This is a genomic window from Leptolyngbya subtilissima AS-A7 (assembly GCF_039962255.1).
In the GTDB taxonomy this organism is placed as follows: domain Bacteria; phylum Cyanobacteriota; class Cyanobacteriia; order Phormidesmidales; family Phormidesmidaceae; genus Nodosilinea.
The window spans coordinates 42,524-67,638 of record NZ_JAMPKY010000001.1; the positions used below are offsets into that span (position 1 = coordinate 42,524).

General features: G+C 53.4%; 35 protein-coding genes. 19 read left to right on the forward strand and 16 right to left on the reverse strand.

Annotated elements, in window-relative coordinates:
* Window positions 1-144: 144 nt before the first annotated feature.
* Entirely contained in the window at window positions 145-2,670 is a 2,526-nt protein-coding gene (locus tag NC979_RS00195) for a M48 family metalloprotease (RefSeq protein ID WP_190522634.1), read from the reverse strand.
* Between the two features lie 174 nt (window positions 2,671-2,844).
* On the opposite strand from NC979_RS00195, the gene NC979_RS00200 reads away from it, so the two are divergent.
* Window positions 2,845-3,591, forward strand: coding sequence for a sulfite exporter TauE/SafE family protein (locus tag NC979_RS00200; RefSeq protein WP_190522636.1), 747 nt, complete (start codon window positions 2,845-2,847; stop codon window positions 3,589-3,591).
* Here the strand turns inward: NC979_RS00200 and NC979_RS00205 are convergent.
* From NC979_RS00205 to ndhN, 15 genes are all read right to left on the reverse strand, one after another.
* A complete protein-coding gene (locus NC979_RS00205) occupies window positions 3,584-4,918 on the reverse strand; it encodes a metallophosphoesterase family protein (protein ID WP_190522638.1) in 1,335 nt (444 codons plus the stop codon). The two genes, NC979_RS00200 and NC979_RS00205, sit on opposite strands and share 8 nt — an antisense overlap.
* A gap of 115 nt (window positions 4,919-5,033) precedes the next feature.
* The gene (prfA, locus tag NC979_RS00210) at window positions 5,034-6,134 is read right to left on the reverse strand and encodes a peptide chain release factor 1 (RefSeq protein WP_190522640.1); all 1,101 of its coding nucleotides are present in this window, start codon (window positions 6,132-6,134) and stop codon (window positions 5,034-5,036) included.
* A gap of 57 nt (window positions 6,135-6,191) precedes the next feature.
* Window positions 6,192-6,440, reverse strand: a complete 249-nt coding sequence (gene rpmE, locus NC979_RS00215) for a 50S ribosomal protein L31 (RefSeq protein WP_190522642.1) — start codon at window positions 6,438-6,440, stop codon at window positions 6,192-6,194.
* Between the two features lie 125 nt (window positions 6,441-6,565).
* Complete coding sequence (gene rpsI / locus NC979_RS00220; protein WP_073609642.1) at window positions 6,566-6,979, reverse strand: 30S ribosomal protein S9; 414 nt, start codon at window positions 6,977-6,979, stop codon at window positions 6,566-6,568.
* Complete coding sequence (gene rplM, locus NC979_RS00225; RefSeq protein ID WP_190522645.1) at window positions 6,979-7,437, reverse strand: 50S ribosomal protein L13; 459 nt, start codon at window positions 7,435-7,437, stop codon at window positions 6,979-6,981. Before rplM ends, rpsI begins: the two co-directional genes overlap by 1 nt.
* A gap of 72 nt (window positions 7,438-7,509) precedes the next feature.
* Window positions 7,510-8,382 carry a tRNA pseudouridine(38-40) synthase TruA gene (gene truA / locus NC979_RS00230; protein ID WP_190522647.1) on the reverse strand — a complete coding sequence of 291 codons (873 nt, stop codon included), beginning with the start codon at window positions 8,380-8,382 and terminating at the stop codon, window positions 7,510-7,512.
* A gap of 45 nt (window positions 8,383-8,427) precedes the next feature.
* Window positions 8,428-8,778: a 50S ribosomal protein L17 gene (rplQ, locus tag NC979_RS00235; protein ID WP_190522649.1), complete on the reverse strand. Its 351-nt coding sequence runs from the start codon at window positions 8,776-8,778 to the stop codon at window positions 8,428-8,430.
* 105 nt (window positions 8,779-8,883) lie between these two features.
* Window positions 8,884-9,831, reverse strand: a complete 948-nt coding sequence (locus tag NC979_RS00240; RefSeq protein WP_190522652.1) for a DNA-directed RNA polymerase subunit alpha — start codon at window positions 9,829-9,831, stop codon at window positions 8,884-8,886.
* A 68-nt stretch (window positions 9,832-9,899) separates the two neighbouring features.
* On the reverse strand, window positions 9,900-10,292 hold the full coding sequence (gene rpsK / locus NC979_RS00245; RefSeq protein WP_073609638.1) for a 30S ribosomal protein S11: 393 nt from the start codon (window positions 10,290-10,292) through the stop codon (window positions 9,900-9,902).
* Between the two features lie 168 nt (window positions 10,293-10,460).
* A complete protein-coding gene (rpsM, locus tag NC979_RS00250) occupies window positions 10,461-10,844 on the reverse strand; it encodes a 30S ribosomal protein S13 (RefSeq protein WP_190522654.1) in 384 nt (127 codons plus the stop codon).
* A gap of 212 nt (window positions 10,845-11,056) precedes the next feature.
* A complete protein-coding gene (gene rpmJ / locus NC979_RS00255; RefSeq protein ID WP_071527191.1) occupies window positions 11,057-11,170 on the reverse strand; it encodes a 50S ribosomal protein L36 in 114 nt (37 codons plus the stop codon).
* A 168-nt stretch (window positions 11,171-11,338) separates the two neighbouring features.
* Window positions 11,339-11,740 carry a photosystem II protein Psb27 gene (gene psb27, locus NC979_RS00260; protein WP_190522656.1) on the reverse strand — a complete coding sequence of 134 codons (402 nt, stop codon included), beginning with the start codon at window positions 11,738-11,740 and terminating at the stop codon, window positions 11,339-11,341.
* Window positions 11,741-11,891: 151 nt separating this feature from the next.
* Window positions 11,892-13,766 carry a R3H domain-containing nucleic acid-binding protein gene (locus NC979_RS00265; RefSeq protein WP_190522658.1) on the reverse strand — a complete coding sequence of 625 codons (1,875 nt, stop codon included), beginning with the start codon at window positions 13,764-13,766 and terminating at the stop codon, window positions 11,892-11,894.
* Window positions 13,759-15,075, reverse strand: coding sequence for a circadian clock protein LdpA (gene ldpA / locus NC979_RS00270; protein WP_190522660.1), 1,317 nt, complete (start codon window positions 15,073-15,075; stop codon window positions 13,759-13,761). Before ldpA ends, NC979_RS00265 begins: the two co-directional genes overlap by 8 nt.
* A 72-nt stretch (window positions 15,076-15,147) precedes the next feature.
* A complete protein-coding gene (gene ndhN, locus NC979_RS00275; protein WP_190522662.1) occupies window positions 15,148-15,615 on the reverse strand; it encodes an NAD(P)H-quinone oxidoreductase subunit N in 468 nt (155 codons plus the stop codon).
* Between the two features lie 468 nt (window positions 15,616-16,083).
* Here ndhN and rplC point away from each other — a divergent pair, with 468 nt between their 5' ends.
* The 18 genes from rplC (at window position 16,084) to rplO (ending at window position 24,988) form a co-directional block, all read left to right on the forward strand.
* Window positions 16,084-16,719, forward strand: coding sequence for a 50S ribosomal protein L3 (rplC, locus tag NC979_RS00280; protein WP_190522664.1), 636 nt, complete (start codon window positions 16,084-16,086; stop codon window positions 16,717-16,719).
* A 78-nt stretch (window positions 16,720-16,797) separates the two neighbouring features.
* Window positions 16,798-17,430, forward strand: coding sequence for a 50S ribosomal protein L4 (gene rplD, locus NC979_RS00285; RefSeq protein WP_190522666.1), 633 nt, complete (start codon window positions 16,798-16,800; stop codon window positions 17,428-17,430).
* A complete protein-coding gene (locus NC979_RS00290) occupies window positions 17,423-17,728 on the forward strand; it encodes a 50S ribosomal protein L23 (RefSeq protein ID WP_313887162.1) in 306 nt (101 codons plus the stop codon). The genes rplD and NC979_RS00290 overlap by 8 nt, the downstream gene beginning before the upstream one ends.
* A 53-nt stretch (window positions 17,729-17,781) precedes the next feature.
* Window positions 17,782-18,645, forward strand: a complete 864-nt coding sequence (gene rplB, locus NC979_RS00295) for a 50S ribosomal protein L2 (protein ID WP_190522668.1) — start codon at window positions 17,782-17,784, stop codon at window positions 18,643-18,645.
* Between the two features lie 48 nt (window positions 18,646-18,693).
* Entirely contained in the window at window positions 18,694-18,972 is a 279-nt protein-coding gene (gene rpsS, locus NC979_RS00300) for a 30S ribosomal protein S19 (RefSeq protein WP_190522670.1), read from the forward strand.
* Between the two features lie 24 nt (window positions 18,973-18,996).
* Complete coding sequence (rplV, locus tag NC979_RS00305) at window positions 18,997-19,353, forward strand: 50S ribosomal protein L22 (protein ID WP_190522672.1); 357 nt, start codon at window positions 18,997-18,999, stop codon at window positions 19,351-19,353.
* Between the two features lie 66 nt (window positions 19,354-19,419).
* Window positions 19,420-20,154: a 30S ribosomal protein S3 gene (gene rpsC / locus NC979_RS00310; RefSeq protein ID WP_190522674.1), complete on the forward strand. Its 735-nt coding sequence runs from the start codon at window positions 19,420-19,422 to the stop codon at window positions 20,152-20,154.
* Between the two features lie 55 nt (window positions 20,155-20,209).
* Window positions 20,210-20,629 (forward strand): 50S ribosomal protein L16, encoded by a 420-nt coding sequence (gene rplP / locus NC979_RS00315; protein WP_190522676.1) that lies wholly within the window; start codon window positions 20,210-20,212, stop codon window positions 20,627-20,629.
* Window positions 20,630-20,633: 4 nt separating this feature from the next.
* Entirely contained in the window at window positions 20,634-20,906 is a 273-nt protein-coding gene (gene rpmC, locus NC979_RS00320; RefSeq protein ID WP_190522678.1) for a 50S ribosomal protein L29, read from the forward strand.
* 16 nt (window positions 20,907-20,922) lie between these two features.
* On the forward strand, window positions 20,923-21,174 hold the full coding sequence (rpsQ, locus tag NC979_RS00325) for a 30S ribosomal protein S17 (RefSeq protein ID WP_190522681.1): 252 nt from the start codon (window positions 20,923-20,925) through the stop codon (window positions 21,172-21,174).
* A gap of 8 nt (window positions 21,175-21,182) precedes the next feature.
* On the forward strand, window positions 21,183-21,548 hold the full coding sequence (gene rplN / locus NC979_RS00330; RefSeq protein WP_073609625.1) for a 50S ribosomal protein L14: 366 nt from the start codon (window positions 21,183-21,185) through the stop codon (window positions 21,546-21,548).
* Window positions 21,548-21,895, forward strand: a complete 348-nt coding sequence (rplX, locus tag NC979_RS00335) for a 50S ribosomal protein L24 (protein WP_199308986.1) — start codon at window positions 21,548-21,550, stop codon at window positions 21,893-21,895. Before rplN ends, rplX begins: the two co-directional genes overlap by 1 nt.
* A 64-nt stretch (window positions 21,896-21,959) precedes the next feature.
* Entirely contained in the window at window positions 21,960-22,505 is a 546-nt protein-coding gene (gene rplE, locus NC979_RS00340) for a 50S ribosomal protein L5 (protein WP_190522683.1), read from the forward strand.
* A 26-nt stretch (window positions 22,506-22,531) separates the two neighbouring features.
* Window positions 22,532-22,933, forward strand: a complete 402-nt coding sequence (rpsH, locus tag NC979_RS00345) for a 30S ribosomal protein S8 (protein ID WP_190522685.1) — start codon at window positions 22,532-22,534, stop codon at window positions 22,931-22,933.
* Between the two features lie 81 nt (window positions 22,934-23,014).
* Window positions 23,015-23,554, forward strand: a complete 540-nt coding sequence (gene rplF / locus NC979_RS00350) for a 50S ribosomal protein L6 (protein ID WP_190522687.1) — start codon at window positions 23,015-23,017, stop codon at window positions 23,552-23,554.
* A gap of 3 nt (window positions 23,555-23,557) precedes the next feature.
* Window positions 23,558-23,917 carry a 50S ribosomal protein L18 gene (gene rplR / locus NC979_RS00355; RefSeq protein ID WP_190522689.1) on the forward strand — a complete coding sequence of 120 codons (360 nt, stop codon included), beginning with the start codon at window positions 23,558-23,560 and terminating at the stop codon, window positions 23,915-23,917.
* Window positions 23,918-23,983: 66 nt separating this feature from the next.
* Window positions 23,984-24,505 carry a 30S ribosomal protein S5 gene (gene rpsE / locus NC979_RS00360; RefSeq protein ID WP_073609619.1) on the forward strand — a complete coding sequence of 174 codons (522 nt, stop codon included), beginning with the start codon at window positions 23,984-23,986 and terminating at the stop codon, window positions 24,503-24,505.
* Between the two features lie 36 nt (window positions 24,506-24,541).
* Complete coding sequence (gene rplO / locus NC979_RS00365) at window positions 24,542-24,988, forward strand: 50S ribosomal protein L15 (RefSeq protein WP_190522691.1); 447 nt, start codon at window positions 24,542-24,544, stop codon at window positions 24,986-24,988.
* Window positions 24,989-25,115 lie beyond the last annotated feature (127 nt).

The window sequence follows — 25,115 nt, forward strand, 5'->3', positions numbered from 1 at the left end:
TGTGTTGAGAGTAGGAGAACCCATTACCTAACAATCCCCAAAGCCAACCCTGAACGGTTAACCCTGGAACCCAGGAATGCGTTTCTGTAAACTAACTTAACATTGAATGCACCGTTTCCGCAACACAACTTTACGTTGTCTCGGTTAGCCCCCTCGGAAAATTGTCAAAACTCCAATCAGGCTGATAACTAAGCTCAAGAGCGTAGCCCAAATCGGCCCATAGGCCTGAAAGCGATGACGGGAGTCCAGCTGCACTTGATGAACGTCGACCCATAACAGGCCGCCGCCATAGCGACTCCAGCCACTGACCGTAACAGCTTGACCAATCCATTGCCGGGGGTGGTGCTGAAATAACCCCTGAAGACTGCCCAAGGGGACTGGGTTAACCAGTTTGACTAGCCCTGAGGTATCTTCAAGGTACAAATTTTGGCAACCCCAGTTTTCTAACCCGGTGGCACCCCGTAGCTGGCCTTGGAGGGTGATAGGCTTTCCCTGTACAGGGAGGACTGAGCTGTTGTTGATCAGCTCTGCGATATTGTCTGGGGCTGGGGAGCTGGTTTGTCGGGTAGTAGGTGAGCTACCCGGCTCGGGAAACAGAGCGTTAATGCGCAGCAACAAGCCTAATCCGAGACCCAACCACAGCCCTCCCATCAGAATGCTGGGGTCTTGGTAGAGCCAGCTTAACCGCTGCCAACCCAACCGATTGACAATGCCGCCTACAAACCACAACCCCATGGCAATTCCGCCCCCTATCAGCAGACCCGCTAGCGGACTCTTTTGCAGCAGCAGTAGCCGGGGTGAAAAGCTGCTTGGGGTAGAAGATGCTAGCGGTAAGGCGATCGCGGTGGGCTGTTGACGAAGGGTTGCCTGCTGGCTGAGCTCGAGCAGCCTCTCTCCTAAAGGCAGGTGGGAGGCGCTGACGCGCAGCCATTGGCGGTAGGGGTTGAAGCTGTCTACTGCAATCAGATTAGCGATGGTGGTGGCGCGATTTGCGAAGCGATCGCTGGAGAATTTGTCTGCTACGTTCAGGTTTTGACCATCAGGCCCTGCTTTTGCCAGCACACTACCTGGGGTAACTGCCTGGCGACTGCTAATGGGCATTAAAACCTCTAGGCTGGTGAGCAAGGGGTGGAGGGTGCCCCGCTGCTCAATGTCGGCTGCGATCGCCTCAGTAAGCTGTAGCAGTTCATCCGCGAGGTGGTCGGGGTGCTGTGTGAGCACGGTGGCGCGGCGATCGCCCCAGGCACAGCACGCTCGCGACAGCCATAGCACGAGCTGCCGCAGCAGCCAAAACAGGTCATAAAAGATGCTGGAGAATATTCCAAGGGGGGTGCGTAGGAAGGACTGGGTCAATCTATCCCCAACCTGGGCCAGGCGATGGTAGGCGGTGTGGAGCAGCAGCAGCAGCAACCCTACCGCTGAGAGAACCGACCCGCTACCGTTTACCATCCGAGCCAGCTCATACCCATACAGCGCCGTTATGGCTTCATCAGACCCTTGGTCTAAAATGCCTTGGCTGACGACGATGCGAGTATTGCGCGCCAACCAGCCATAGCTAAAGCATAGGGGAGCCGGATCGGGAATAACCCGCAGCTCGGGCAGTTGCCAACCGCGCTGGCGGCACACTTGGCGCAAGAGGCGCAGTGTTCCTGGGCTGTGTCCCTGGAGCTGGCGTGTTGATAGAGGCTTTTGGCCATGCCAAAAAGCCAGGACAAAATCCATAATCCACGGACTGGCTAGGGCTAGCAGCACCAGGCTACCGATTACCCAAACGGTGTAGTTCTGGTATGCTCCCGGCAGACTGAGCTGTACCGGCCACCGCACCCACCGCAGCAATCTATCCGCTGTTCTGAGGGCAAAATGAATGGCCCAATTTGTTATCCAGAGCAGGGCGATCGCTGTAAAGGCTTGCTGTAACCATAGCCCCAGCGGGTACTTTGGCAGAGAAGCTTGGAGCTGCCGCTGATGGCCTGGGATAGCCTTTGGGCGCGAGATGGGCTCAGCACTAGCATTAGAAGCTGGAATCGTTGCATCGACGGGGGCCTCTGGAGGGCGATCGCTGTCGTTTTGATCGATACCCGAGCGCTGGTTAAGCTGCTGAAAGTGAAAGAGCGATTGGTAGGTTGACTCTGGTTCCCTCTCTTCAGCGGCGTCCAAATTGCCGTCTTCCGGCCTTGGTTGGTTAAGTTCTTCTGGACTAGGGAGGGGAATGGGCGTTTTGGAAGCAGGTTTTGGTGATGAAGGCGGTGGGGTTTGAGAACTTGTGGTGCCTGCTAACGGCACAAAGCCACTTAAATCGGCCTTAGTTGGTGAGGCGGTCTCTTGGGTTACTGAGGGGACCTCCCCCTTAGTTCTATCGGGCAGCTGGCTCAAAACCTGTTGAGCCCACTGGCGAGCCTCGGATGAAGAACTGTCGAGCAGGACTTGGCAACCCAATCGGGCTTGGTCAACCTGCTTCAGTCGCTGGTATACTCTCACCTGCCCCATCACAGCTTTGAGATAGTAAGGAGAACCCGGCGGCAATTGCCCCAGCCGCTGAAAAAGCGCTAGGGCTTGGTCATAGCTTTGAGCTTTAAAGGCAGTTACCGCCTGCTCGTACACCTGCTTGGCTGAGGCACCACGATTGCCAGGGGCAGAAGCTTGGGATTTGGGGTCTATGGGCTGCGCCATACGCCGCTAATTAAGGGTAAAAAAGCAAAGGAGAAGTTCAAGGATAGCCAACTATTCCCATTCTGTTTCTTCCTCCTGCGGATGACCGTTTGTTAACAGTTGGCGAGACAAACTTTGGCAGCGGACAGCAGTTGCCCTCTAGACTAAGCAACGTGCCACCGTTGCCGCTGATCTATGATTGCCGTTAGCCTTTTTGTTGCTAGTTTCCTGGCTTGGTTTCTCAGCATGTTAGCAGGGGGTGGCAGTCCGTTTATTCTAATTCCCATGATTTCCCTGCTGCTCGGCTCCGCAGCGGTAGCTCCAGTAATCACGGTCGGACTGCTGATTGGCAATACCCAGCGGGGAATTTCTTTTTGGCACCATGTGGACTGGCAAGTAACGGCCTGGTACGTGCCTGGGGCCATGGTAGGAGCAATTATTGGCTGCTATGGACTCACCCAGGTTCATGCAGAGGGCCTACAACTACTGCTCGGCATCGGGCTGCTGACCATGGTTGCCAATCATCTGCTGACTCCCGAAGGTGCTCAGTTTGCGGTCAAAGCCTGGTACTTTTTGCCGCTGTCTTTTATCAACGCCATTGGGTCTGGGCTGATTGGCAGCACTGGCCCAGTGATGAACCCGTTGTACCTAAACTACGGGTTAGAGAAAGAAGCCATGGTAGCTACTAAAGCATTCAATAAGGCGGTGCTACACCTAGTTAAGTTGACAGCCTACGCTGCCTTTAGCAGCCTCAGCTCAGACTACCTAATCTATGGGCTGGTGATTGGGTTAGGTGCCATACCGGCTAACTGGCTGGGTAAGCTGGTGCTGGCAAAAATGTCGGCCCAGCAGTTTAGACAGCTGGTGTTTGCTTTTGTAGCGGTAAGCGGTGTAACCATGATTTGGCAACAGCGCCATTTTTTGACTGTCTGGTTTATGTAGGCTGACTGTTGGCTTGCAAATTCTCTAAGGCGTCTTGAGTTGGTTCTGATGGTTCTTCGGAAAATTCTATTGGGCGGTCTAAATCCAATAACGTTTCGACGAGCCCGTAGAGTGAGATTTCGTCTGCTCCAGAAAGCTGTCGATCTTTGAGGTCTGTAAGTCCTTGGGCGAGCTCTGGGGCTCTGCTCTTGTAGTCGCGGTGGGCAGTAAGCATATCCTCAAAAATAGATTGCTCGATTTCAACCCGATTTTGGCCATCGTTGAGGGGAGTTTGGTAGGCCACATCCTCAACGTCATACTTAACTAGCACCACCAGTGCATTGCTGGCGGCTTTGATGGCTTCCTGTAGGCGGCGTGTGTCGAGTTCGAGCCGATCAAAGCCTACTTGGCCAGTAATTTTTAACTCCAAAATAGGGGCGATGCTGCTCTGATGTTTAGCAGCGGCAGCGATCGCACAATCTAGGGCCATCTGGTTCAGCTCGTCTAGGCTTTCCTGTCCTTTGGCCACCAGCTCTACCCGTTCAATGGGTCGCTGAAAGTAATCCGTCTTGAGCTGCGCGTCGATGCGATCGGGCAACAGTTCTACTAGATAAGCCCCTCGAGGATAGCGGCTTTCCTCGACATTGTTAGCTTCCAGAGAGCCAGGATTGAACACCCATCCCTCGGCGGTGTAATTCTTGTGGATGTGTCCTAAGGCCAAATAGTCTACCCCAGCTTCCTTAAGCGGCAGCAGTTCGCTATAGCGCAGTGCTCCAGCATAGCGAGAGATTTGCCCCTCTAGGCCGTGGTGAAACATCAAAACAGTATGGTCGGGACCAGCGGGCAGGTCTTTGATTGCGCCAGCTAATAGCTCAATGGCGCGAGGGGCAGTGGCCCCATACCAGTTTGATCCAATCACCCGCACACCGCAGGGTAGATCAATGTAGCCTCCGGAACGGGTGCTGTCATCCCACGGAGTGAGCCGCTCTTCGGCATTGGCTCCGTCGTTAGGTTCCAGCAGCTTAAGCAGGTTCCACTCAGAGAGATATTTGAGCCAGCTAGTGCGAGTGCCATAGGGGCGGTTGTCGTGGTTGCCCTCAATGGCCACCACTGGAATATTGGCGCCCTTCAGTGTTTGGAGACAAACCTGAGCCTGGTTGAGGGTGGCGGGTTTAATGTTGCGGTGCTCGAAGAGATCGCCCGCGATCGCCACAAAATCCACTCCTTCCCCGACAGCATATCGTTCCAGCACCGTTTGCAAGGCGCGAAAAAAATCCTTGGTGCGCTCAGGAGTGTCGTAGCGGTCAAACCCTAGGTGAATGTCGGCAATGTGAAGAAACTTGGCCATCAGGCTGTCCGCAGCGCTACTTCCTCAGCCTAGTCCCGATTTTGAATTTTGGAAGTTTGATTTTGGCCAAAAAATTTCTGACTGGTAGCCTCACTATCCGTAATATCAAGGATTCCTAGACAGCAGATGACTCAGCCGCCAGCTCTTCCAATCGTTCCTGCTGATCTCGGCTGACGCATGACTGAATCAGGTCTTCAATGTCCCCTTCTAAGACCGGAGTGAGGGTAAAGTTCTGGTTGAGGCGATGATCAGTCACCCGATTGTCTTTATAGTTGTAGGTGCGAATTTTTTCCGATCGCGCCCCGCTGCCTACCTGCGACTTTCGCATCGAAGATACGGCCTCCTGCTGCTCTCGCATCTTTATGTCAAAGAGCTTAGCCCGCAGAATCTGCATGGCCCGTTCACGGTTTTTGAGCTGCGATCGCTCCTCAGTGCAAAATACCCGAATGCCCGTTGGCTTGTGGATTAGATCGACCGCCGTTTCTACTTTGTTGACGTTCTGGCCGCCAGCCCCACCCGATCGCGCCGTGGTGAGTTCAATATCCTTGGGATCGATTTGCACTTCCACTTCGTCTACCTCAGGCATGATTGCCACAGTAGCCGTAGACGTATGAACCCGCCCACCTGCCTCGGTGACCGGTACCCGCTGAACACGGTGAACTCCTGCCTCAAACTTGAGCTGGCTGTAGACGCGATCGCCCGCAATTTCTAAAATTGCTTCTTTAAAGCCGCCCATGTCGGCTGCCGACTCGCTGAGCAGCTTCACGCGCCAGCCCTGCGTTTCGGCATAGCGAGAATAGAGCCGCACCAAATCCCCAGCCCAGATGCTCGCCTCATCACCGCCGGTACCCGCGCGAATCTCCAGCATGATGTTCTTGTCATCATTGGGATCGCGCGGCAGCAGTAGCACTTTGAGTCGAGCTTCTAGCTCCGCTAGCTTTGCATCTAAAGCCTCAACCTCTAGACCGGCCATCGCCTTCATCTCAGGATCGCTGTTAGCTTCCTTATAGATTTCGCGCGCGTCAGTCAGTTCCTCGCCGGTAGATTTCCACTCAGCGTAGGTTGTGACCGTTTCCTCTAGCGAGGATCTAGACTTGGCAATACGCTGAAACTCATCCGGATCCTTGGCTACATCAGGGTCAGCCATTCTTCGCGTTAGCTCTTGAAACGTCTGTTCCACAGAGTTGAGTTTTTCAATTAAGTATGCCTCAGCCATAGTCCCCTTTTATCCACCGTCTAGCCAGAATGCCTTGCCCTACTACAGCACAGCAAACTAGGCCTTGTCGGCAGCGTCATCGGTGGTAGTAGCCGATGTATCAGCCATGCCATACTTACGCAGAAAGCGCTCAACGCGGCCTTCAGTGTCAATAATTTTCTGGGTACCAGTATAGAAAGGGTGATTCCCAGACCATACGTCTACATGTAGTTCAGGCTTGGTAGAGCCCACGGTCATGATCTCTTTACCGTCGCAGAAGACCTTGGCCTCGGGATACCAATTGGGATGAATGTCAGACTTTGCCATAACAGGGTGTAAAACAACGTCAATAGAATGAGACAGACTTGGCAGAGCAAAACAGCGATTTAGCGGTGTGGCAAAAACCCAAAAGTTGAGTCCTGCCAAACCATGCCTAAATCACTAGATCCAATCTAGCGCTTGGAGAACTGAGGTGCCTTGCGGGCTTTCTTCAGACCGTACTTACGGCGCTCCTTAGCACGAGGATCGCGGGTTAAATACCCTTCTACTTTGAGAGGCTTGCGGTTTTCGGGGTCCAGCTCACACAGTGCTCGGGCCACACCAAGCCGAATTGCATCAGCTTGACCTGTCAGACCACCACCCTTGACGTTGACTAAAACATCGTAGGCATTCTCCAAACCCAGTACCTCGAGGGGAGCCTTGGTAGCGTTGAGATAGGCTGGGTTGAACTGTAGGTAATCATCACCAGGGCGCTTGTTGATTACTAGCTGACCACTTCCAGGCACAAGACGTACCCGCGCGATGGAGGTCTTGCGGCGACCAGTACCCCAGTACACAGCCCGTTCAGATTGATCGGTAGCCTGCATTATTTAGCTTCTCCAGGAATAGTGTTTACGATTTGGGTTACAGGATTCTGGGCCTGATGAGGATGCTCGGGCCCAGCATACACCTTAAGCTTGGTGAACTGCTTGCGACCTAAAGAATTCTTCGGCAGCATACCTTTCACAGCCTGCTCAATAATCCGCGCAGGAATACGAGTCTGGAGCTTGTCGAAGGTCTCAACCTTCATTCCCCCCGGACGACCCGAGTGGCGGCGATAGAGCTTAGTGCTAGATTTACGGCCTGTAACTACCACTTTCTCGGCGTTCACTACGACAACAAAGTCGCCAGTATCCATATGGGGGGTAAAGGTCGGCTTGTTTTTGCCACGCAGAATGGTGGCAATTTCGGTGGCCAATCGTCCCAGGCGCTGACCTTCAGCGTCGATTACGTGCCACTGCCTCTGAATAGAATCGGTGGGGGGAATGTAGGTCTTAGTAGTCATAGCGCTTGAGCTGCCTTTCCTGAATAAACCACACTAAGTAAAACGAACGAGTTAAACAAACTTGGACAAACCTTAGGCTACCGCCGGACCCCAGAAAAAGTGGGGCTGAGTATCAAACCAAACCTCCTGAGCAAAGGGATGGTCGTCGTAGCCGACCCGAAGTAGGCATAACCCTTGGGCGGGGGCCGCATACTTAACCTGCTGTCGCTGGCGTTGTTGCCACAGTTCACCAAACTGCACTGGCGTCAACTCACCACTGCCTACCTTGACCACCAAGCCCATAATCAGCCGCACCATACCGTACAAAAAACCCTTGGCCTGAAGCTCAACAGTGAGAAAGGTATCTTGGCGGTGACACTCAGCTACCTGTAGGTCTACCCAGGAATGACTCTTGCCTGAACGCGCCCTATGAAAGGCCGCCATATCATGATGGCCCACCATGGCATCGAGGGCCACCTGAATTTTTCCCTGGTCTAAATATTGACGGTAGTAGTGCCAGACGAAAGGACGCACAAACAGATTAGGCCGCTGCCCCGTGTAAAGGGTATAGCGATAGCGCCGCCAGCAGGCTGAGAACTGAGCATGCCAGGTATCAGCCACTGCCGCCGAAGCTCGAATCAGAATATCCTCCGGCAGTCGGGCATTGAGCACGTCGGCCCAACGGTGTGCTGGGATAAAGCTAGGCGCATCAAAGTGAGCTACCTGAGCCGCTGCATGAACACCCGTATCGGTCCGCCCTGCACCGCTAAGACGCACCGCATAGCCCAGAACTGAACGCACGGCCGCTTCAATCTCGCCCTGCACCGTACGAGCATTGGGTTGCCACTGCCAACCGTGGAGGCGGGTGCCCACGTACTGCACCACCAAAGCTACCCGCTGAGTTGACTGAGCAAACTCTGCGGGCTGGCTTTCCAGACTTCGCTGTATAGTTGACGACTTCTCCATCAATACGGGCTAAGGGTTAATAAGCAGAAACGCAGGGGAGAGAGGTTAAGTCAACTCAATGATGGCCATCTCTGAGTTGTCGCCCCGGCGGCGAACGGTTTTGACGATACGGGTGTAACCGCCATTGCGACTGCCGTAACGCTCGCTTGCTTGACTAAACAGAGCATGGACTAACTGCTTGTCGTAGATATATCCCATTGCCTGGCGACGAGCCGGTAGAGAACCATCTTTGGCTAGGGTAATCATACGGTCAGCTTCTTCACGCACGGCTCGAGCTCGAGCTTTAGTCGTGGTGATTCGACCGTGGCGAATTAGCTCCGTAGTTAGGGAACGCAGCAGAGCTTTGCGCTGGTCTGCAGGTTTCCCGAGTTGATGAACGCGGCACTGGTGACGCATGGGACTGAACTCAGATGAACGACAAAATAAAAGATACAGATAACCAAGGAACAATCAGAACGGCTCAGCGCATCAGGCTTTTCGGTTCTAACGTCAACCCTGGAATCAAGCTGTCTTAGACGCCTTCTCAAGGGGCAGGGTGATACCCAAACGCTCCTGAAGAGCCTCAATCACCTCTTCGGCAGATTTCTGGCCAAAGTTTTTGATCTCTAGGAGGTCTTCCTGACTGAAGTCCAACAGATCGGCCACAGAATTGATCTGAGCTCGCTTGAGGCAGTTGTAGGCTCTTACCGAAAGCCTTAGTTCCTCAATAGGAATTTGGTTGTTGGGATCTTCTTCCTTAACTTCTTCGTCAAACTTGGGCTCTAGGGTGACATCCTTAAGGGGCATAAACAGACCCACTAGGATGTCAGCGGCCTGGCTCATTGCTTGCTGAGGAGTAATGCTGCCGTTCGTCCAGATGTCCATGATCAGCTGATCGCGCTGCATGGACCCAGAGACAACAACCTCTTCGACAGTGTAGTTGACCTTTTTGACTGGCATAAACACCGAGTCAAGCTGAATAAAGTCCAGCGCCGTGGCGTCATCCTTACTCCGTTCCACAGCTCGATAGCCCTGGCCGCGCTCAACCCGAAACTCCATCTCGAGCGTATGTCCGTCGGCTACTGTCGCCACATATTGCTCAGGATTGACCACTTCTACTTCAGAGGGTAGTTCAAAGTGACCCGCAGTTACCCGAGCAGGACCTTGAACAAGAAGACGACCAATTTGAGGCTGGCTAGTGTAGCTCCTCAAGACGATCTCCTTCATGTTGAGAAGAATGTCAAGAACATCTTCCCGCACCCCGACAATAGTTGAGAACTCGTGGGTTGCCCCAGCAATTCTCACGGCTGTAATTGCAATACCCTCTAGGTTGGATAGCAATACCCGCCGTAGTGCATTGCCTACGGTGGTACCTTGACTACGCTCTAAAGGCTCGATGACAAATCGACCGTACTGACTTTGGTCGTTTTCAACGACAGACTCTACGCAATCAACATGAAACTGTGCCAAAATCCTGCCTCCCTTAAACCTCGCGATACCCTGCCCGCCAAATGCGCCAACGACACTATAGTAAGTGCCTAAACCCGACGACGCTTGGGTGGTCGACAACCGTTGTGGGGAATAGGAGTAACGTCTCTAATTAGAGTGATTTCCAAACCCGCTCCCTGCAAGGCACGAATAGCGGTCTCGCGACCAGCCCCAGGACCGCTCACCATAACTTCAATCTGCCGCATCCCTTGATCCATTGCCCGTCGGGCAGCACTATCAGCCGCCGTTTGAGCCGCAAAGGGGGTGCCTTTTTTTGCTCCCTTGAATCCACTAGAGCCTGCTGAAGCCCAGGAAATTGCTTCCCCTGACTGGTCAGTAATAGTCACAATGGTGTTGTTGAATGTTGAACGAATGTGAGCGACACCGCTCGGTACGTTCTTCTTACTCTTTCGAGGTCCAGTCTTTCGAGTTGGTTTGGCCATAGCGTTGTCACTAAATTCAATTCAAGGAAACTTGAGTCAATGCGATTATCGGTGGGCCACTAACACTAGCAAACACCGGTAAACAGTCAGAAAAACTCGCTACAAAGCTTAGCGAGCTTTCTGCTCTAACCCCCCATGTTGACTGGAGGCTAAGGAGGCGAAGCAGTTCTACTTACGAGGCGCTTTCTTCTTGCCAGCCACTGTGCGACGGGTGCCGCCTCGACGGGTGCGAGAGTTAGTTCGGGTACGCTGCCCACGCACTGGCAAGCCAGCGCGATGACGCCGTCCACGGTAGGAGCCGATGTCCATCAATCGCTTGATGTTCATGCTTTCCAACCGTCGTAGATCGCCCTCTACTTGATAGTCGCTCTCGACGGAATCACGTAGCTTTGCTACATCGGAATCGGTTAGGTCCTTAACCCGCACATCGGGACTAACCCCAGTTTTAGCGAGAATTTCCTTAGAACGGGTAAGGCCAATACCGTAGATATAGGTCAAGCCAATTTCAACTCGTTTGTCGCGTGGCAAATCCACGCCTGCTATCCGTGCCACCTTTACTATCTCCCCAGTATGTGGTTTTAACCATGCAGCCCAGCTACGGCTACTCAGTCTGCTATGTTAGGCCGCTGCCCAAACCGTCAAAAGCTTATACAGAAACTCGAACAGAATGTTTAGATTCAGTTGCTTTGAGTCAGTATACTCAACACCATCTGACAGATCAAAATGGCATTCACACTGTTGCAAAAGCCCTGCCAGACCCTACGTTACCCCTGTCGTTGCTTATGCTTGGGGTTAGAACAAATCACCATGACCCGGCCACGGCGGCGGATCACACGACACTTATCACACATCTTGCGCACAGACGCACGGACTTTCATGTCCAACTCGCACTTCACTACAGAATTGCTATGCTAGCAAGCTGACGGCAATCCGTCAAATAAAAATTTGTCTCTAGGGTAATGTCCGAAGCAAAAAGAGGTCGCCCACTGGACGACCTCTTCTTAGGAATTAATCAGAAAATTGGCGAAAGAATGCGGCTTCTGTCTCTAAGCTCCGCGCTTTAGGGCCGATTCTACCTGCTTCAGTTCTTGCTCAACGCGAGTCCTGAGCTTTTCAGGCAAGGGGCGGTTGGGATAGCTGCTGTAGTGACCTGCGATCGCATTCAGTGCCGTGCGCATAGTGGTAAACGAGCTGAGGTTTGCTACAGAAGTATCTCGGCGATAGCGAGAGGCAAAGTCGCTAATGATGGCCTTGGCCTCAGCTTGGGCCTCTACCTTGGCGGGGTCATCGTCAGGTAGGTTAATCGAGGTTCTAAGGCTATCTACCAGCATCAGTGTGTCTTGGCGATAGTCACCACTGAGCCTGCCGCTGACGCCTGCACCGCAGCCTGTGAGGCCAACAACGGCCACGAGTACTAAGGCCAAGAGACGAGAAATTAAAGATTTCATAGGATTCTTTGAAAGAGGTCAGGTCAAACGACAGGCCAGGGGGAATAGGCACTAAATCCTGTGCTAAAGCTGCGCTGGTGTCATTTTGGTGCTTTCATTCTATAGCGCACCGTGGTCATAGTATTCTTTGGTTGATTGAGGGCGCTCTGCCTCAGGCCGGATAGATGCGCAGCCGTCGGTTAGGTTCTTCGCCGCAGCTGAGGGATTTGAGCCGATAATGTTCGGCTAGCTCGTGCTGCATCTTGCGGATGTGGGCTGAGCGGGGCAGCAGTTCAACAGGCTGGCCTTTGGGAATCACAATTTGCTCAACTGCTAGCCGAGCTTCTTCTAAGGCTTCTAGCTCATCGTCACCGCCACTGTGACTAAACAGTTCTAAGTCAATGGCGGCTGGATTGTCATCCATATCCAGCAGGCGCTGGAGGGCGCGGGTAATCTGGGGAATGCTGTTGGACTTGACCAAGTGGACAGGAATCTGCCGCCCCTGGGCCATGTGCTTGAGCTTGGCTTGGGCCTTAGCATGCGATCGCAGTGCGATCACTGCATCAGCGTTGTCCAAATCCTTAGTAATTACTACAGGCATATGTAGGGTCTGAATCACCCGCTCAATCTGGTAACGGCTGAGGCCATAGGGATAGAGGCGCATGGCATCCTCCCCATTGGGTCCGATGATGTCGTCATCGGGAGTCGTCTCTAGCAGATGAGCGAACATGGGGTCAGTGGTTGGTTCTTGGCTATAGACCTTACCCAGGGGCCGAATGTTGTTGCCATTGCCTGTGGTGCGTTGGGCGATCGCGGCATTGGTCGGAGGCACCATTTGCCCTGCTGCGCGCCAGCCCATACCCGATCGCGATGGCTTGGCGACCTCTCGCCCTGAGCCCGGCAGCTCGTGGGTAATGATTACCTTCTGGTTCTCATCCACAGTGCGAATCTGTAGCCCTGGCTGTCGCCCCCGCAGCAGATTATCAATAGTGACCGTCACATCCTCATGGATGGCCCAGCGCTGCCGCTCTAGCATTTCCACAGCGATGTCAAAGGTCGGAGGAGCCTTGCGCTCTAGCACGCTTTTTTGGCTGCCTCGACGGCGAGCTTCTTCATCCCCAAGCGTGACCGATTGAATGCCGCCAATTAAGTCTGAAAGAGTAGGGTTTTTAATCAGATTTTCGAGCTGATTGCCGTGGGCGGTACCCACTAGCTGTACCCCACGCTCAGCGATGGTGCGGGCCGCCAAGGCCTCTAGCTCGGTGCCAATCTCATCAATGACAATCACTTCAGGCATGTGGTTCTCCACCGCCTCGATCATGACTCGATGTTGTTCTTCAGGGCGGGCTACCTGCATGCGCCGTGCTCGACCAATGGCGGGATGGGGAATGTCGCCATCGCCCGCAATTTCATTGGAGGTGTCGATGATCACCACCCGCTTTTGCAAGTCGTCGGCTAGCACTCGGGCGATTTCGCGCAGAGCTGTGGTCTTACCTACACCGGGTCGACCCAGCATTAGAATGGACCGACCTGTTTCCACCAGGTCTCGAATCATACCAATGGTGCCAAAAATCGCTCGCCCCACACGGCAGGTAAGGCCAATCACTTCCCCAGAGCGATTGCGAATGGCGCTGATGCGGTGCAAAGTTTTCTCAATGCCGGCTCGGTTATCGCCGCCAAAGATGCCCACCCGCTTGATGCAATGGTCCAAATCGGCGTGGGTAACGGGTTCTTCAGACAGATACTCAACGCTGCCAAAAAACCTAGCTTCGGGCAGGCGACCCAGATCTAAAACGACCTCAATCAGACTCTGACGTTGGGGGTGGTGCAGGAGCTGAGCGCGGATTGACGGAGGTAGAATACTGAGGATTTGCTCTAGGTCATCGATGGGTGTGTCTTGGGCAGGGGCAGACTGATGCTGGGCTGTCCCTTCAGATTCGGTGGGTAAAAAGTCCACGGCAAGGTTATTAATGGCAGAAATATTGTCGGCAGGGGCGTTGCTGCTCGATCCGTCACTCATCGAGCGATCGTCGCTATAGCTAACCATAACGTGTTGGTAAAAAATGTCTATGGGATTTGAGTGGGCCTACCAGCTGCCGGGCCAAGGCTAGGCTTTGGCCCAAGACACTACTGTCTAGCCGCTGCCAAGGGGCAACGATTGGTTTGGAGTTGTCACTAACTGAAGTGCTTTGACCGATAGCGGGCTGGTCAAGGGAGTCATTCCCCAGCCAGGGTTGAAGCTCTTGGTCAAGGGCGTTAAGCAGCGGCATTACTTGCGATCGCCCGTAGCTACCGTAGGCAATGCCTGAAATAGTTTTGGGGGCTAAGGCTGTATCATTGGCGGCCATCCCAACCTGCTGAGAAGGCCAGGCATTGGGTTGAGACGCATCAGGCTGAGGTGGAAATGCTGTATTGACCAAACCGAGATTGAGCAACTTATCTACAGTGTAGCCATTGGTACCGCCAGCGGGTTGCACATAGCCCGGTAGCCCTGCATCGAGAATCTTTTGGGCCAGACGAATGGCGGCGTGGGTTGTGCCTTTACCCAAGTCACCGCTCATGGGTCGACCATCGGTTTGCCAGATCAGGGGCACCTCTAACGGTGCCATCAGCTGATAGAGGTGCCATAGATACGGCACCACTTGGTCGTGGTCTGGGCAGCTAATGGAGACTAGCTTGAGGTGAGGTCGCCAGGATTGCAGCCGCTGCCAGAGCTGTGCGAACTGAGCGTGATGCCCAGTTTGAGTGTGAATTTCTACGGCGTCAATTTTGGCCAGTTGCTCACTAGAAAAGGCTTCTGGCCGAGCTAGATAAGATTGGGCTTCAATATTATTAATTGGGCAAACGGTGATACAGCGACCACAGCCATAGCAGAGGTTCGCAGCCACTCCCCCTTGCGTAGGGGCCTGAAACTGAATGGCGGCAGTAGGACAGATGGGTTCGCAGGGGCGATCGCACTCGGGTGGGCAGTGCGCTGCGTTGAAGTGAGCCTTGCGAAAGTGGGGGTCTTCACTGTCATTGAGGCTCACCATGAGCCAGGGCAATCCAGGAATCAGATGGTTGTAACGCTCTGAAGATGCTTCGCTGTCGTTCAAATACTCTGCCAAGCGCACAGCATCCGCCAGTCCCTGGCGGGCAGCGGTCACCACCGCCCCATCAGCGGCTACGTCGATGCAATCTACTCCCGCTAGGGCATAGAGCATCACCAATCGCCGCACCGTCGGCATGTCTTGGTAGCTGGCACCGCAAATTAGCTTCACCCACTGCCCCATCTGTAGCGATCGATGGGGAAACGGTAGGTGGCTTTCTAAACAAAGAGCCCCTGGTACAGCTCCAGAGGCGGTTTCAATGTCCATGGGGGCTTGGGTTTTAGCGGGGATAACCCGGCTCTTTGAGGGCCAGCCTCAGATCTTAGACTGGCATTGGGTTTAAATCAGGTTGGCCAAAGGCTCCCAGCTAAAGGAGCGATCGCCCCCCATTTCGACTACCACCTTTACCCGGGGCTCAAGGGTTGGCAGGCTAACCAAATAGGCTAGCTCCTGTCGCGACAAAATATGCCCCTCAATCAGCCATAGCACCATGCCTTTAGCCTTAGCCGACATGGTATCTAGACGATACGTAAGTACAGGGGGAATAAAATAGGTGTAGCCTACCGCTGCACCGCTGCCCAAAGTTTTCTTACCCAAGTGAGGCGGGCGCACCCCGTGAATAGCGGTGAGATAAGATGACAGATCCCCTAAGCCACGGGCCGTGAGGTTCATCGTTTCATAACCGGTGGCCTTCAACCGGCGCTCGTAGCGACCTTCAAATCCTCCCTCCAGGGGCATGCGCACGGCGATCGCGCCATTGCTCTCCAGATCCTTAATAAAGGGCTTACCCGTTGTCAGCAGCGCCATAATTATCCTCGGCCATTGGCTATCAGGTGTTATTGTACTGCGTTCATGCAGAGAGTAAACCTAGCTAGCCAGAAGCGTTTATCTGGTTGATCTGTCTGTGCGCAGGTAAGTCAGCAGCCAAACTTTAGAACTTTTCTGAAAATGGTTATAGACATGTGCTGACAAGGGGTGTACTATGGTAAATCGCCGACAAAAAAGGATACTGAGTAGTCCAGCGGGTTACCCAAGTCCTGGCATTTGACTGTTCTGATGCCCTAACACCAAGGTGTTTGCGGTTCTGGCTCAAAGGTCAGCTGTGTCAGAGTAAGTCAACTTTCTTTTGAATCGTGACCGGTTTAGGCCGGCAGCGCTTACCCCCGATGAACTTTTCGGTTTGGGGTGTTCAAAAGTTGATGTCGTTGATGCGCAAAGCTCTTCCATTTAGGGAGTCCTGCGCATTTCGTAGTGTGTTAGTAGGGAGACAGGACTGTGGCAGTCGGTATTCTCGGCAAAAAGCTGGGCATGACCCAAGTATTCGATGAGGCAGGCAATGCTATCCCCGTCACGGTGGTGCAGGCCGGTCCTTGCGTTGTTACTCAGATAAAGACCTCAGATACCGATGGCTATGCAGCTATCCAACTAGGTTTTGATGAAGTGACCGAAAAGAAGCTCAACAAGCCTGAGTTGGGCCATCTGGCTCGCTCTAGCAGCGCTCCTTTGCGTCACTTGAAAGAATATCGGGTTGATGCCGCCGATGGTTTTGAGTTAGGGCAGACCGTAACTGCCGAAACTTTTAGCCAGGGCCAACTGGTGGATGTCACCGGCAAGAGCATGGGGCGCGGTTTCGCGGGCTATCAAAAGCGCCACAACTTCCGCCGTGGTCCGATGGCTCACGGTTCCAAGAACCACCGCCTACCTGGTTCTACTGGCGCAGGTACGACTCCTGGTCGTGTTTATCCTGGCAAGCGGATGGCTGGTCAAATGGGCAACGCCCGGGTGACCATTCGCAAGTTGGAGGTGGTGCGGGTAGATGGCGATCGCAACATCCTGCTGATCAAAGGTGCTATTCCTGGTAAGCCCGGTGGGTTGTTGAGTATTGCTCCAGCCCAATGGGTAAATGCCTAATTCTTCCAGGGTTGCAGCAAGCGGTTTAAGTCTTTGACTTTCGGGCATCCAAAGCTTTTTAAGAGATAGGTTCAGACAATGGTTGAGTGCGTCGTAAAAAACTGGGAGGGCCAAGAGGCGGGTACGGCATCCTTAGATCTTCAGGTTGCCAAAGAAGAGTCTGCCTCTCATATTGTTCACCGCGCTCTAGTGCGTCAGATGAACAACGCCCGTCAAGGCACGGTTTCTACTAAGACCCGTGCTGAAGTCAGAGGTGGTGGCCGTAAGCCCTGGCGTCAAAAGGGTACCGGTCGGGCCCGAGCTGGTTCTAACCGTTCTCCTCTCTGGCGCGGCGGCGGTGTCATTTTTGGCCCTAAGCCTCGCGACTACAGTGTCAAGATGAACCGCAAAGAGCGGCGGTTAGCTTTACGCACCGTCCTCCAGAGCCGGATCGATGATCTGGTGGTGGTGCAAGGGTTTGAGGATAAATTCTCTCGCCCCAAAACCCGCGAGCTGCTCGATGCCATTGCTCGCTGGGGTATTGATCCCAATGCCAAGATTCTCTTGATCATTGCCGAACGACAAGAACTGGTCTACCTCTCGGCTCGCAACCTTGAGAATGTCAAGCTGATTACTGCTGCCAATCTCAACATCCACGATCTGCTGAACGCCGACTACCTTGTCATTACATCCCCTGCCTTAGAGGCTATCCAGGAGGTTTACAGTGATTAACGCCGACAATACTCCGTCTTTGGCTGATCTCATCCGTCGGCCCCTGATTACCGAAAAGGCCACCCTGCTGCTCGAGAACAACCAGTACGTCTTTGAAGTCGATCCTCGTGCTAACAAGCTGCAGATCAAGGCAGCGATCGAGGAATTATTTGAAGTCAGGGTCGTGTCGGTCAATACCTACAACCCTCCCAAGAAGAAACGTCGGATGGGGCGTTTTGTAGGCCATCGTCCTCATTACAAGCGTTCTGTGGTCACTCTGGCCCCTGGGAACACCATTCCTCTCTTCCCTGATCTCTAGGGATCAAGTTTTCACCGTCTTAACCTTTAGCCGTGTAGCCAGCAAGTATTCCCATGGGCATCCGTTCCTATCGACCTTATACCCCTGGTACTCGTGAGCGAACCGTTTCTGAGTTTGCCGAGATTACCCGCAGCGAGCCTGAAAAGTCTCTAACTCACTCCACCCATCGTCCCAAGGGGCGTAACAACCGAGGGGTAATTACCTGTCGCCATCGGGGTGGCGGTCATAAGCGCTTGTATCGCGTCATCGATTTCCATCGCAATAAGCTGGGCGTGCTTGCCAAGGTCGCTTCTATTGAGTACGACCCTAACCGTAATGCACGTATTTCCCTGCTTCATTACGAAGATGGCGAAAAGCGCTACATTCTCTGTCCTGCTGGACTAACGGTAGGAGCAACCGTGGTGGCTGGTCCTGATGCGCCTTTAGAAGTGGGCAATGCTCTGCCTCTCTACAAAATCCCCCTGGGCACAACGGTGCACAACGTCGAGATGCAGGCTGGGAAAGGCGGGCAAATGGTGCGCTCTGCTGGCACTGGTGCCCAAGTTGTAGCTAAAGAAGGTGACTATGTCACGCTTAAGCTGCCTTCAACTGAGGTTCGCCTAGTGCGTCGTGAGTGCTACGCCACTATTGGTCAGGTCGGCAATGCCGATATCCGCAACGTCAGCCTTGGTAAGGCGGGCCGTAAGCGCTGGCTAGGTCGCCGTCCTGAGGTGCGCGGTAGTGTGATGAACCCGGTTGATCACCCCCATGGTGGTGGTGAGGGTCGAGCGCCTATTGGCCGTTCTGGTCCTGTAACCCCTTGGGGTAAACCAGCCCTGGGCTACAAAACTCGCAAGAAAAATAAGGATAGCGACAAGTACGTGGTACGTCGTCGTCGTCGTGTATCTAAGCGGGGTCGTGGCGGTCGTAACGCTTAGTTGGCAATTTGTTGGCTGTTTCTTGATTGTTGTTAGGGCTGAAGCATCATGTCTCGCTCATTAAAAAAAGGGCCGTTCGTGGCCGACCACCTGCTTTCTAAGATCGAAGCCCTAAACACCAGGGGTGATAAGCAAGTGATCAAGACCTGGTCGCGGGCGTCTACGATTCTGCCCCAGATGATTGGTCATACGATCGCGGTGCACAACGGTCGCCAGCATGTGCCGGTTTATGTGACTGAACAGATGGTGGGCCATAAGCTGGGTGAATTTGCCCCCACGCGAACCTTTCGCGGCCACGCCAAGACCGATAAAAAAGCTCGTCGTTAGGTATTAGGTAGAGGAACTGGAAAAATGGCTGTGGATACCTCAGAGCAGGTTAAGGCGGTAGCTCGCTATGTACGCATGTCGCCCCGTAAGGTGCGTCGGGTGCTCGACCAGATTCGCGGCAAGAGCTATCGGGATGCGTTGATCATCCTAGAGTTTATGCCCTACAAAGCGTGCGAACCCATCATTAAAGTGTTGCGTTCTGCTGTAGCTAATGCCGAGCACAACAATGGTCTTGACCCAACGGGTTTGGTGGTGAGCGAGGCATTTGCTGATGCAGGTCCAGCTCTAAAGCGGTTTCGCCCGCGAGCCCAAGGTCGGGCTTATCAAATTCGCAAGCCGACCTGCCACATCACTATTGCTGTAGCTCCAGCTGCTGAATAGCTTGTTGTATTGATTCCATTGTCCAAACACCAGTTGTTCAAAAACCAATTTCCAGAGGGTTAGTTCGTGGGACACAAGATTCATCCAACCGGGTTTCGCCTTGGCATAGTTCAAGAGCACCGCTCTCGCTGGTTTGCAGAGGGCACTCGTTACCCTGATTTGCTTCAGGAAGACTATCGCATTCGCGAGTATGTTCAGAAGACTTTGAACAATGCTGGTATTGCCGATATTCGCATTGAGCGCAAGGCTGACCAAATTGATCTTGAGTTGCGGACTGCTCGTCCTGGGGTCGTTGTAGGTCGTGGCGGAGCAGGCATTGAGTCTCTGCGAGTAGGTGTGCAGAAGTTGCTCAAGGACTCGAACCGCCAAATTCGCGTCAATGTTGTGGAAGTGAACCGTGTAGACGCCGATGCTGCTCTTGTGGCTGAATACATTATTCAGCAGCTAGAGCGCCGGGTTTCTTTTCGTCGGGTGGTACGCCAAGCTATTCAGCGTGCCCAGCGCGCTGGGGTGGAAGGTATCAAAATTCAGGTTAGTGGTCGTTTGAACGGTGCAGAAATCGCCCGTACCGAGTGGACTCGGGAAGGTCGGGTGCCTCTCCATACCCTACGGGCTGATGTTGACTACGCTTACACCACTGCCCAAACTACCTACGGCATTTTGGGTGTCAAGGTTTGGATCTTTAAGGGCGAGATTATCCCCGGTCAAGAGGAAGCTCCAGCTGCTTCCCCCAATGCTCAGCCTCGTCGCCGTCAGCCCCGTCGTCGTCAGCAGTTTGATGACCGCTCTAATGAAGATTAGGCTGTTCTCGCGTTTGTTTGATTGATTTTACCTGTGACTTCAAGAGTGCCGATCCATGCTAAGTCCAAAACGAACTAAATTTCGCAAGCAGCACCGCGGGCGTATGCGCGGAATGGCTCAGCGAGGCAGCGACATCAACTTTGGTGATTTTGCCCTTCAGGCAACCGAGCCTTGCTGGCTAACTGCTCGTCAGATTGAGGCAGCTCGTCGAGCTATGACCCGCTATGTACGGCGAGGCGGCAAAATCTGGATTCGCGTCTTTCCTGACAAGCCTGTGACCATGCGTGCCGCAGAAACCCGGATGGGTTCTGGTAAGGGTAATCCTGAGTTTTGGGTAGCTGTGGTGAAACCTGGTCGGATCGTTTTTGAGATTGCTGGGGTACCTGAAGCCACTGCCCGGGAAGCGATGCGACTAGCCGCGTTCAAGCTACCGTTCAAGACTAAGTTCATCGCCCGCGAAAGCAAGGAGGCGTAGGCCAATGGCATTAACCAAGATTCAAGAGGCGCGCAGCCTGAGCGATGAAGAGCTGCTGAATGCGATCGCTGAAACCAAGCGCGAGCTATTTCAACTGCGGTTTCAAAAAGCTACTCGCCAACTCGATAAGCAGGTGCATCAGTTTAAGCACCTCCGTCATCGTCTGTCTCAGCTTATGACGGTTCAGCGGGAGCGCCAGCTAATTGCCCTAGAGGCAGAGGTAGAGGCCCAAGCCACCGCCGTGGCAGCAGCCACAACAGAATCGGTAACAGCGTAGGGAATAGGTGAATTAGATGGCGGTTAAAGAACGAGTGGGAATGGTCGTTAGCAACAAGATGGATAAAACCGTCGTGGTTGCTGTGGAAAGCCGCACCTCCCATCCTAAGTACGGCAAGATTGTGGTGCGGACAAAGCGCTATAAGGCCCATGACGAAGAGAATACGTGCCAGGAAGGCGATCAGGTGCGAATTCTTGAAACCCGTCCCCTGAGCCGGACCAAGCGTTGGACGGTGGCTGACATTGTTAATCGTGCGGCAGACGCATAGGGGGAATTGTGATTCAGCAGGAATCGTACTTAAATGTGGCCGATAACAGCGGTGCCCGAAAGCTCATGTGCATTCGCGTACTGGGTGGTAATCGCCGCTATGCCGGAGTGGGCGATGTAATCATTGCCGTGGTTAAAGATGCACTGCCAAACATGGCCGTGAAAAAATCGGATGTGGTCCGGGCTGTAGTGGTTCGCACTAAGAAGGGCTTGCGCCGCAGTAGCGGTATGAGCATTCGTTTTGACGACAACGCGGCCGTGATTATTAACCAAGACGGAAATCCCAAAGGCACTCGCGTATTTGGGCCGGTAGCCCGTGAGCTGCGCGACAAAAACTTCACCAAGATTGTGTCGCTGGCACCGGAGGTTCTGTAATGGCAACAACATCAAAGCAGCCCGTGCGCCATAAGGTGCATGTGCGTAAGGGAGACACTGTTCAAGTGATTGCTGGACGCGATCGCGGCAAGGTAGGTGAGGTGCTTACCGTGATTACTAAGACCAGCCAGGTGGTCGTGCAGGGCGTAAATATCCGCACCAAACACGTTAAGCCTCAGCAGGAAGGGGAATCGGGCCAGATTGTGACCCAAGAGGCTCCTATTCACAGCTCCAACGTCATGCTCTACTCCGAAAAGGAGAAAGTGGCCAGCCGAGTTGCCTACACCTTTACCGATGACGGACGTAAGGTGCGGATGCTGAAAAAGACCGGTGAAATCATTGATTAAGGCTTTTAGTCTTACGTTCATCCTCTAGTCCTGACCAAGCCCAGGAAAGCGATAGAAACGACCCATGACCGACCAGTTAAAGACCATATACAAAGACACCGTTGTACCTAAGCTGATGGAACAGTTTAAGTACGACAACATTCACCAAGTCCCTAAGGTTGTTAAGGTGACCGTCAACCGGGGTCTAGGTGAAGCGTCTCAGAATGCCAAAGCGCTGGAGTCCTCTCTGAGCGAACTGGCTTTAATCACCGGTCAGCGTCCGGTGGTAACCCGCGCCAAAAAGGCGATCGCAGGGTTCAAAATTCGTCAAGGCATGCCCGTGGGGGTTATGGTCACCCTACGTTCTGACCGCATGTACGCCTTTCTAAATCGCCTCATCAACCTGACCCTGCCCCGCATTCGTGACTTTCGCGGCATTAGCCCTAAGAGCTTCGACGGACGCGGCAACTACACCCTGGGTCTGCGAGAGCAGTTAATTTTTCCTGAAATTGACTACGACAGCATCGATCAAATTCGCGGTATGGATATCACCATTGTGACTACCGCCAGCACCGATGAAGAAGGCCGAGCGCTACTCAAGGAATTGGGTATGCCGTTCCGTGACAACTAACACAGGTTTATACGCGTACTAGAACTATGGCTGCTAACGACACAATTGCGGATATGTTGACTCGCATCAGAAATGCGAATCTGGCGCGGCACCAAACTGTAGGTATTCCTTCTACCCGGATGACCCGGAGTATTGCAAAGGTGCTTAAGGAAGAAGGGTTCATCACGGATTACTCTGAAACTACTGTTGAAGAGCGTCCTCAACTGGTGCTCGCCCTCAAGTACAAGGGCAAGACTCGTCAGCCCATCATTCGCAACCTTACTCGCGTTAGCAAGCCCGGTTTGCGCGTGTATTCCAATCGAAAAGAGCTACCTCGGGTGCTGGGGGGTATTGGCATTGCAATCGTTTCTACCTCTAGCGGCATCATGACTGACCGCGATGCCCGTCGTCAGGGTATTGGTGGTGAAGTGCTTTGCTATGTCTGGTAAGTAGCTGAACAGCAATGCTGTTAGCTAATGGCTAGTCATCAAGGGCGTTATCGAGTGCTAAGGATTTAGGAGTTTTGCATCATGTCACGTATTGGCAAACGGCCAATCCCAGTCCCGGCTAAAGTGTCAATCGTAATTGACGGTCAGGACATTCAGGTTAAAGGGCCTAAGGGCGAGCTGTCTCGTACCCTACCTAGCGGAGTAATGGTGGTTCAGGATGGGGAAACCGTTCTGGTCAACCGCAAAGATGATTCTCGTCTAGCCCGCGAGCGTCACGGTCTTTGCCGCACCCTAGTGGCTAACATGGTTGAGGGAGTTTCGAACGGCTACCAAAAGCGCCTAGAGATTCAGGGTATTGGTTATCGGGCTCAGGTGCAGGGCCGCAACTTGAACCTCAGCCTCGGGTACAGCCACCCTGTTATATTTGAGCCCCCCGCCGGCATTGATTTTGTTGTTGAGAACAACACCAATGTCATCATTAGCGGCATTGACAAAGAATTAGTAGGCAATATTGCCGCAAGCATTCGGGCGAGCCGCCCCCCTGAACCCTATAAGGGTAAAGGTGTGCGCTACGCCGGTGAGCAGGTCAGACGTAAGGCCGGTAAGTCAGGGAAGAAATAAGCCATGAAAGCAAGTCGTAAAGAATTAACCCGTCGCCGCCACGTCCGCATTCGCCGCCGTGTGTTTGGCACCTCTGAGCGGCCTCGGTTAGCCGTGTTCCGCTCAAACCAGCATATCTACGCTCAGATCATCGACGATACTGCTCACCATACTTTAGTGGCTGCCTCAACTGTTGAACCTGATGTTTTGAAGGATGAGTCGGGAGCTACTCAGGACTCGGCTGCTGTAGTCGGTAAGCTAGTTGCTGAGCGCGCGCTAAAGGCTGGGATTACTCAAGTAGTTTTTGACCGAGGCGGTAAGTTGTATCACGGACGAGTAGCGGCTTTGGCTGAAGCGGCCCGTGAAGCAGGCTTGAGCTTGTAGGCCAAGAGTGATTGTTGGATAGAAAGCACCTAATTTTGCTTGATGTAAACAAGGCTGGGGAAAGGCATGGCAAACCGTCGCAAAGAAGCGCGTACTAAAGAAAAGAAGACCGACTGGCAGGAACGCGTTGTTCAAATTCGTCGTGTGACCAAGGTGGTGAAGGGAGGCAAAAAACTTAGCTTCCGCGCCATTGTGGTTGTCGGCAATGAGAAAGGCCAAGTCGGCGTTGGCGTTGGTAAGGCAGGCGATGTTATTGGCGCTGTCAAGAAAGGTGTAGCCGATGGCAAAAAGCATCTAGTAGATGTGCCTTTGACTCGTTCCTACTCCATTCCTCATCCCTCCAATGGGATTGGCGGTGGTGCCAAGGTGTTTATGCGCCCTGCTGCTCCTGGTACTGGGGTAATTGCTGGTGGTGCCGTACGCACGGTGCTTGAATTAGCTGGAGTACGGAACGTCTTGGCTAAGCAGCTAGGCTCTAACAACCCTCTCAATAATGCTCGAGCTGCGGCAGACGCTTTAGCTTCTCTGCGCACCTTTGCTGACGTGGCTGAAGAACGGGATATCCCGGTTGAGAGCCTGTACATTTAATTCATTTCGGTATCGCTGTTTTTATTTTCCTCAGCCATGAGAATCAACGACGCACAACCACAAGTCGGCTCTAAGCGCCGCCGTCGCCGCGTCGGTCGCGGTATTTCTGCTGGCCAGGGCGCGAGCTGTGGCTTCGGCATGCGAGGTCAAAAGTCTCGTTCGGGTAGCGGTACCCGGCCTGGCTTTGAGGGTGGACAAATGCCCCTCTACCGACGCATTCCTAAGCTCAAGCACTTCCCTCTAGTCAATCAGAAAGAGTACACAATCATCAACGTTAAAGGCCTGTCTGACCTGGCAGCAGGGACTGAGGTATCGCTTGAGTCTCTGCTCGAAGCAGGTATATTGACCACCAATGACGGTCCTTTGAAGGTGCTGGGTCATGGTGAAATTGGTGTAGCTCTAAACGTTAGAGCGGCAGCTTTTACCCAGTCTGCCAAAGAGAAAATTGAGCAGGCTGGCGGTACATGGGAAGTTGTTGCATAGCGAGATGGCTCGCTCATCCTTTAGACTAAAGTCAGGGAAAGTAACCGTAGATTCTGCGGTTACTTATTGCCGTCAATGTATTGCTAAATGTAGGCCTGAGGTACATGCATGGTCGTAAGTCGGGGTA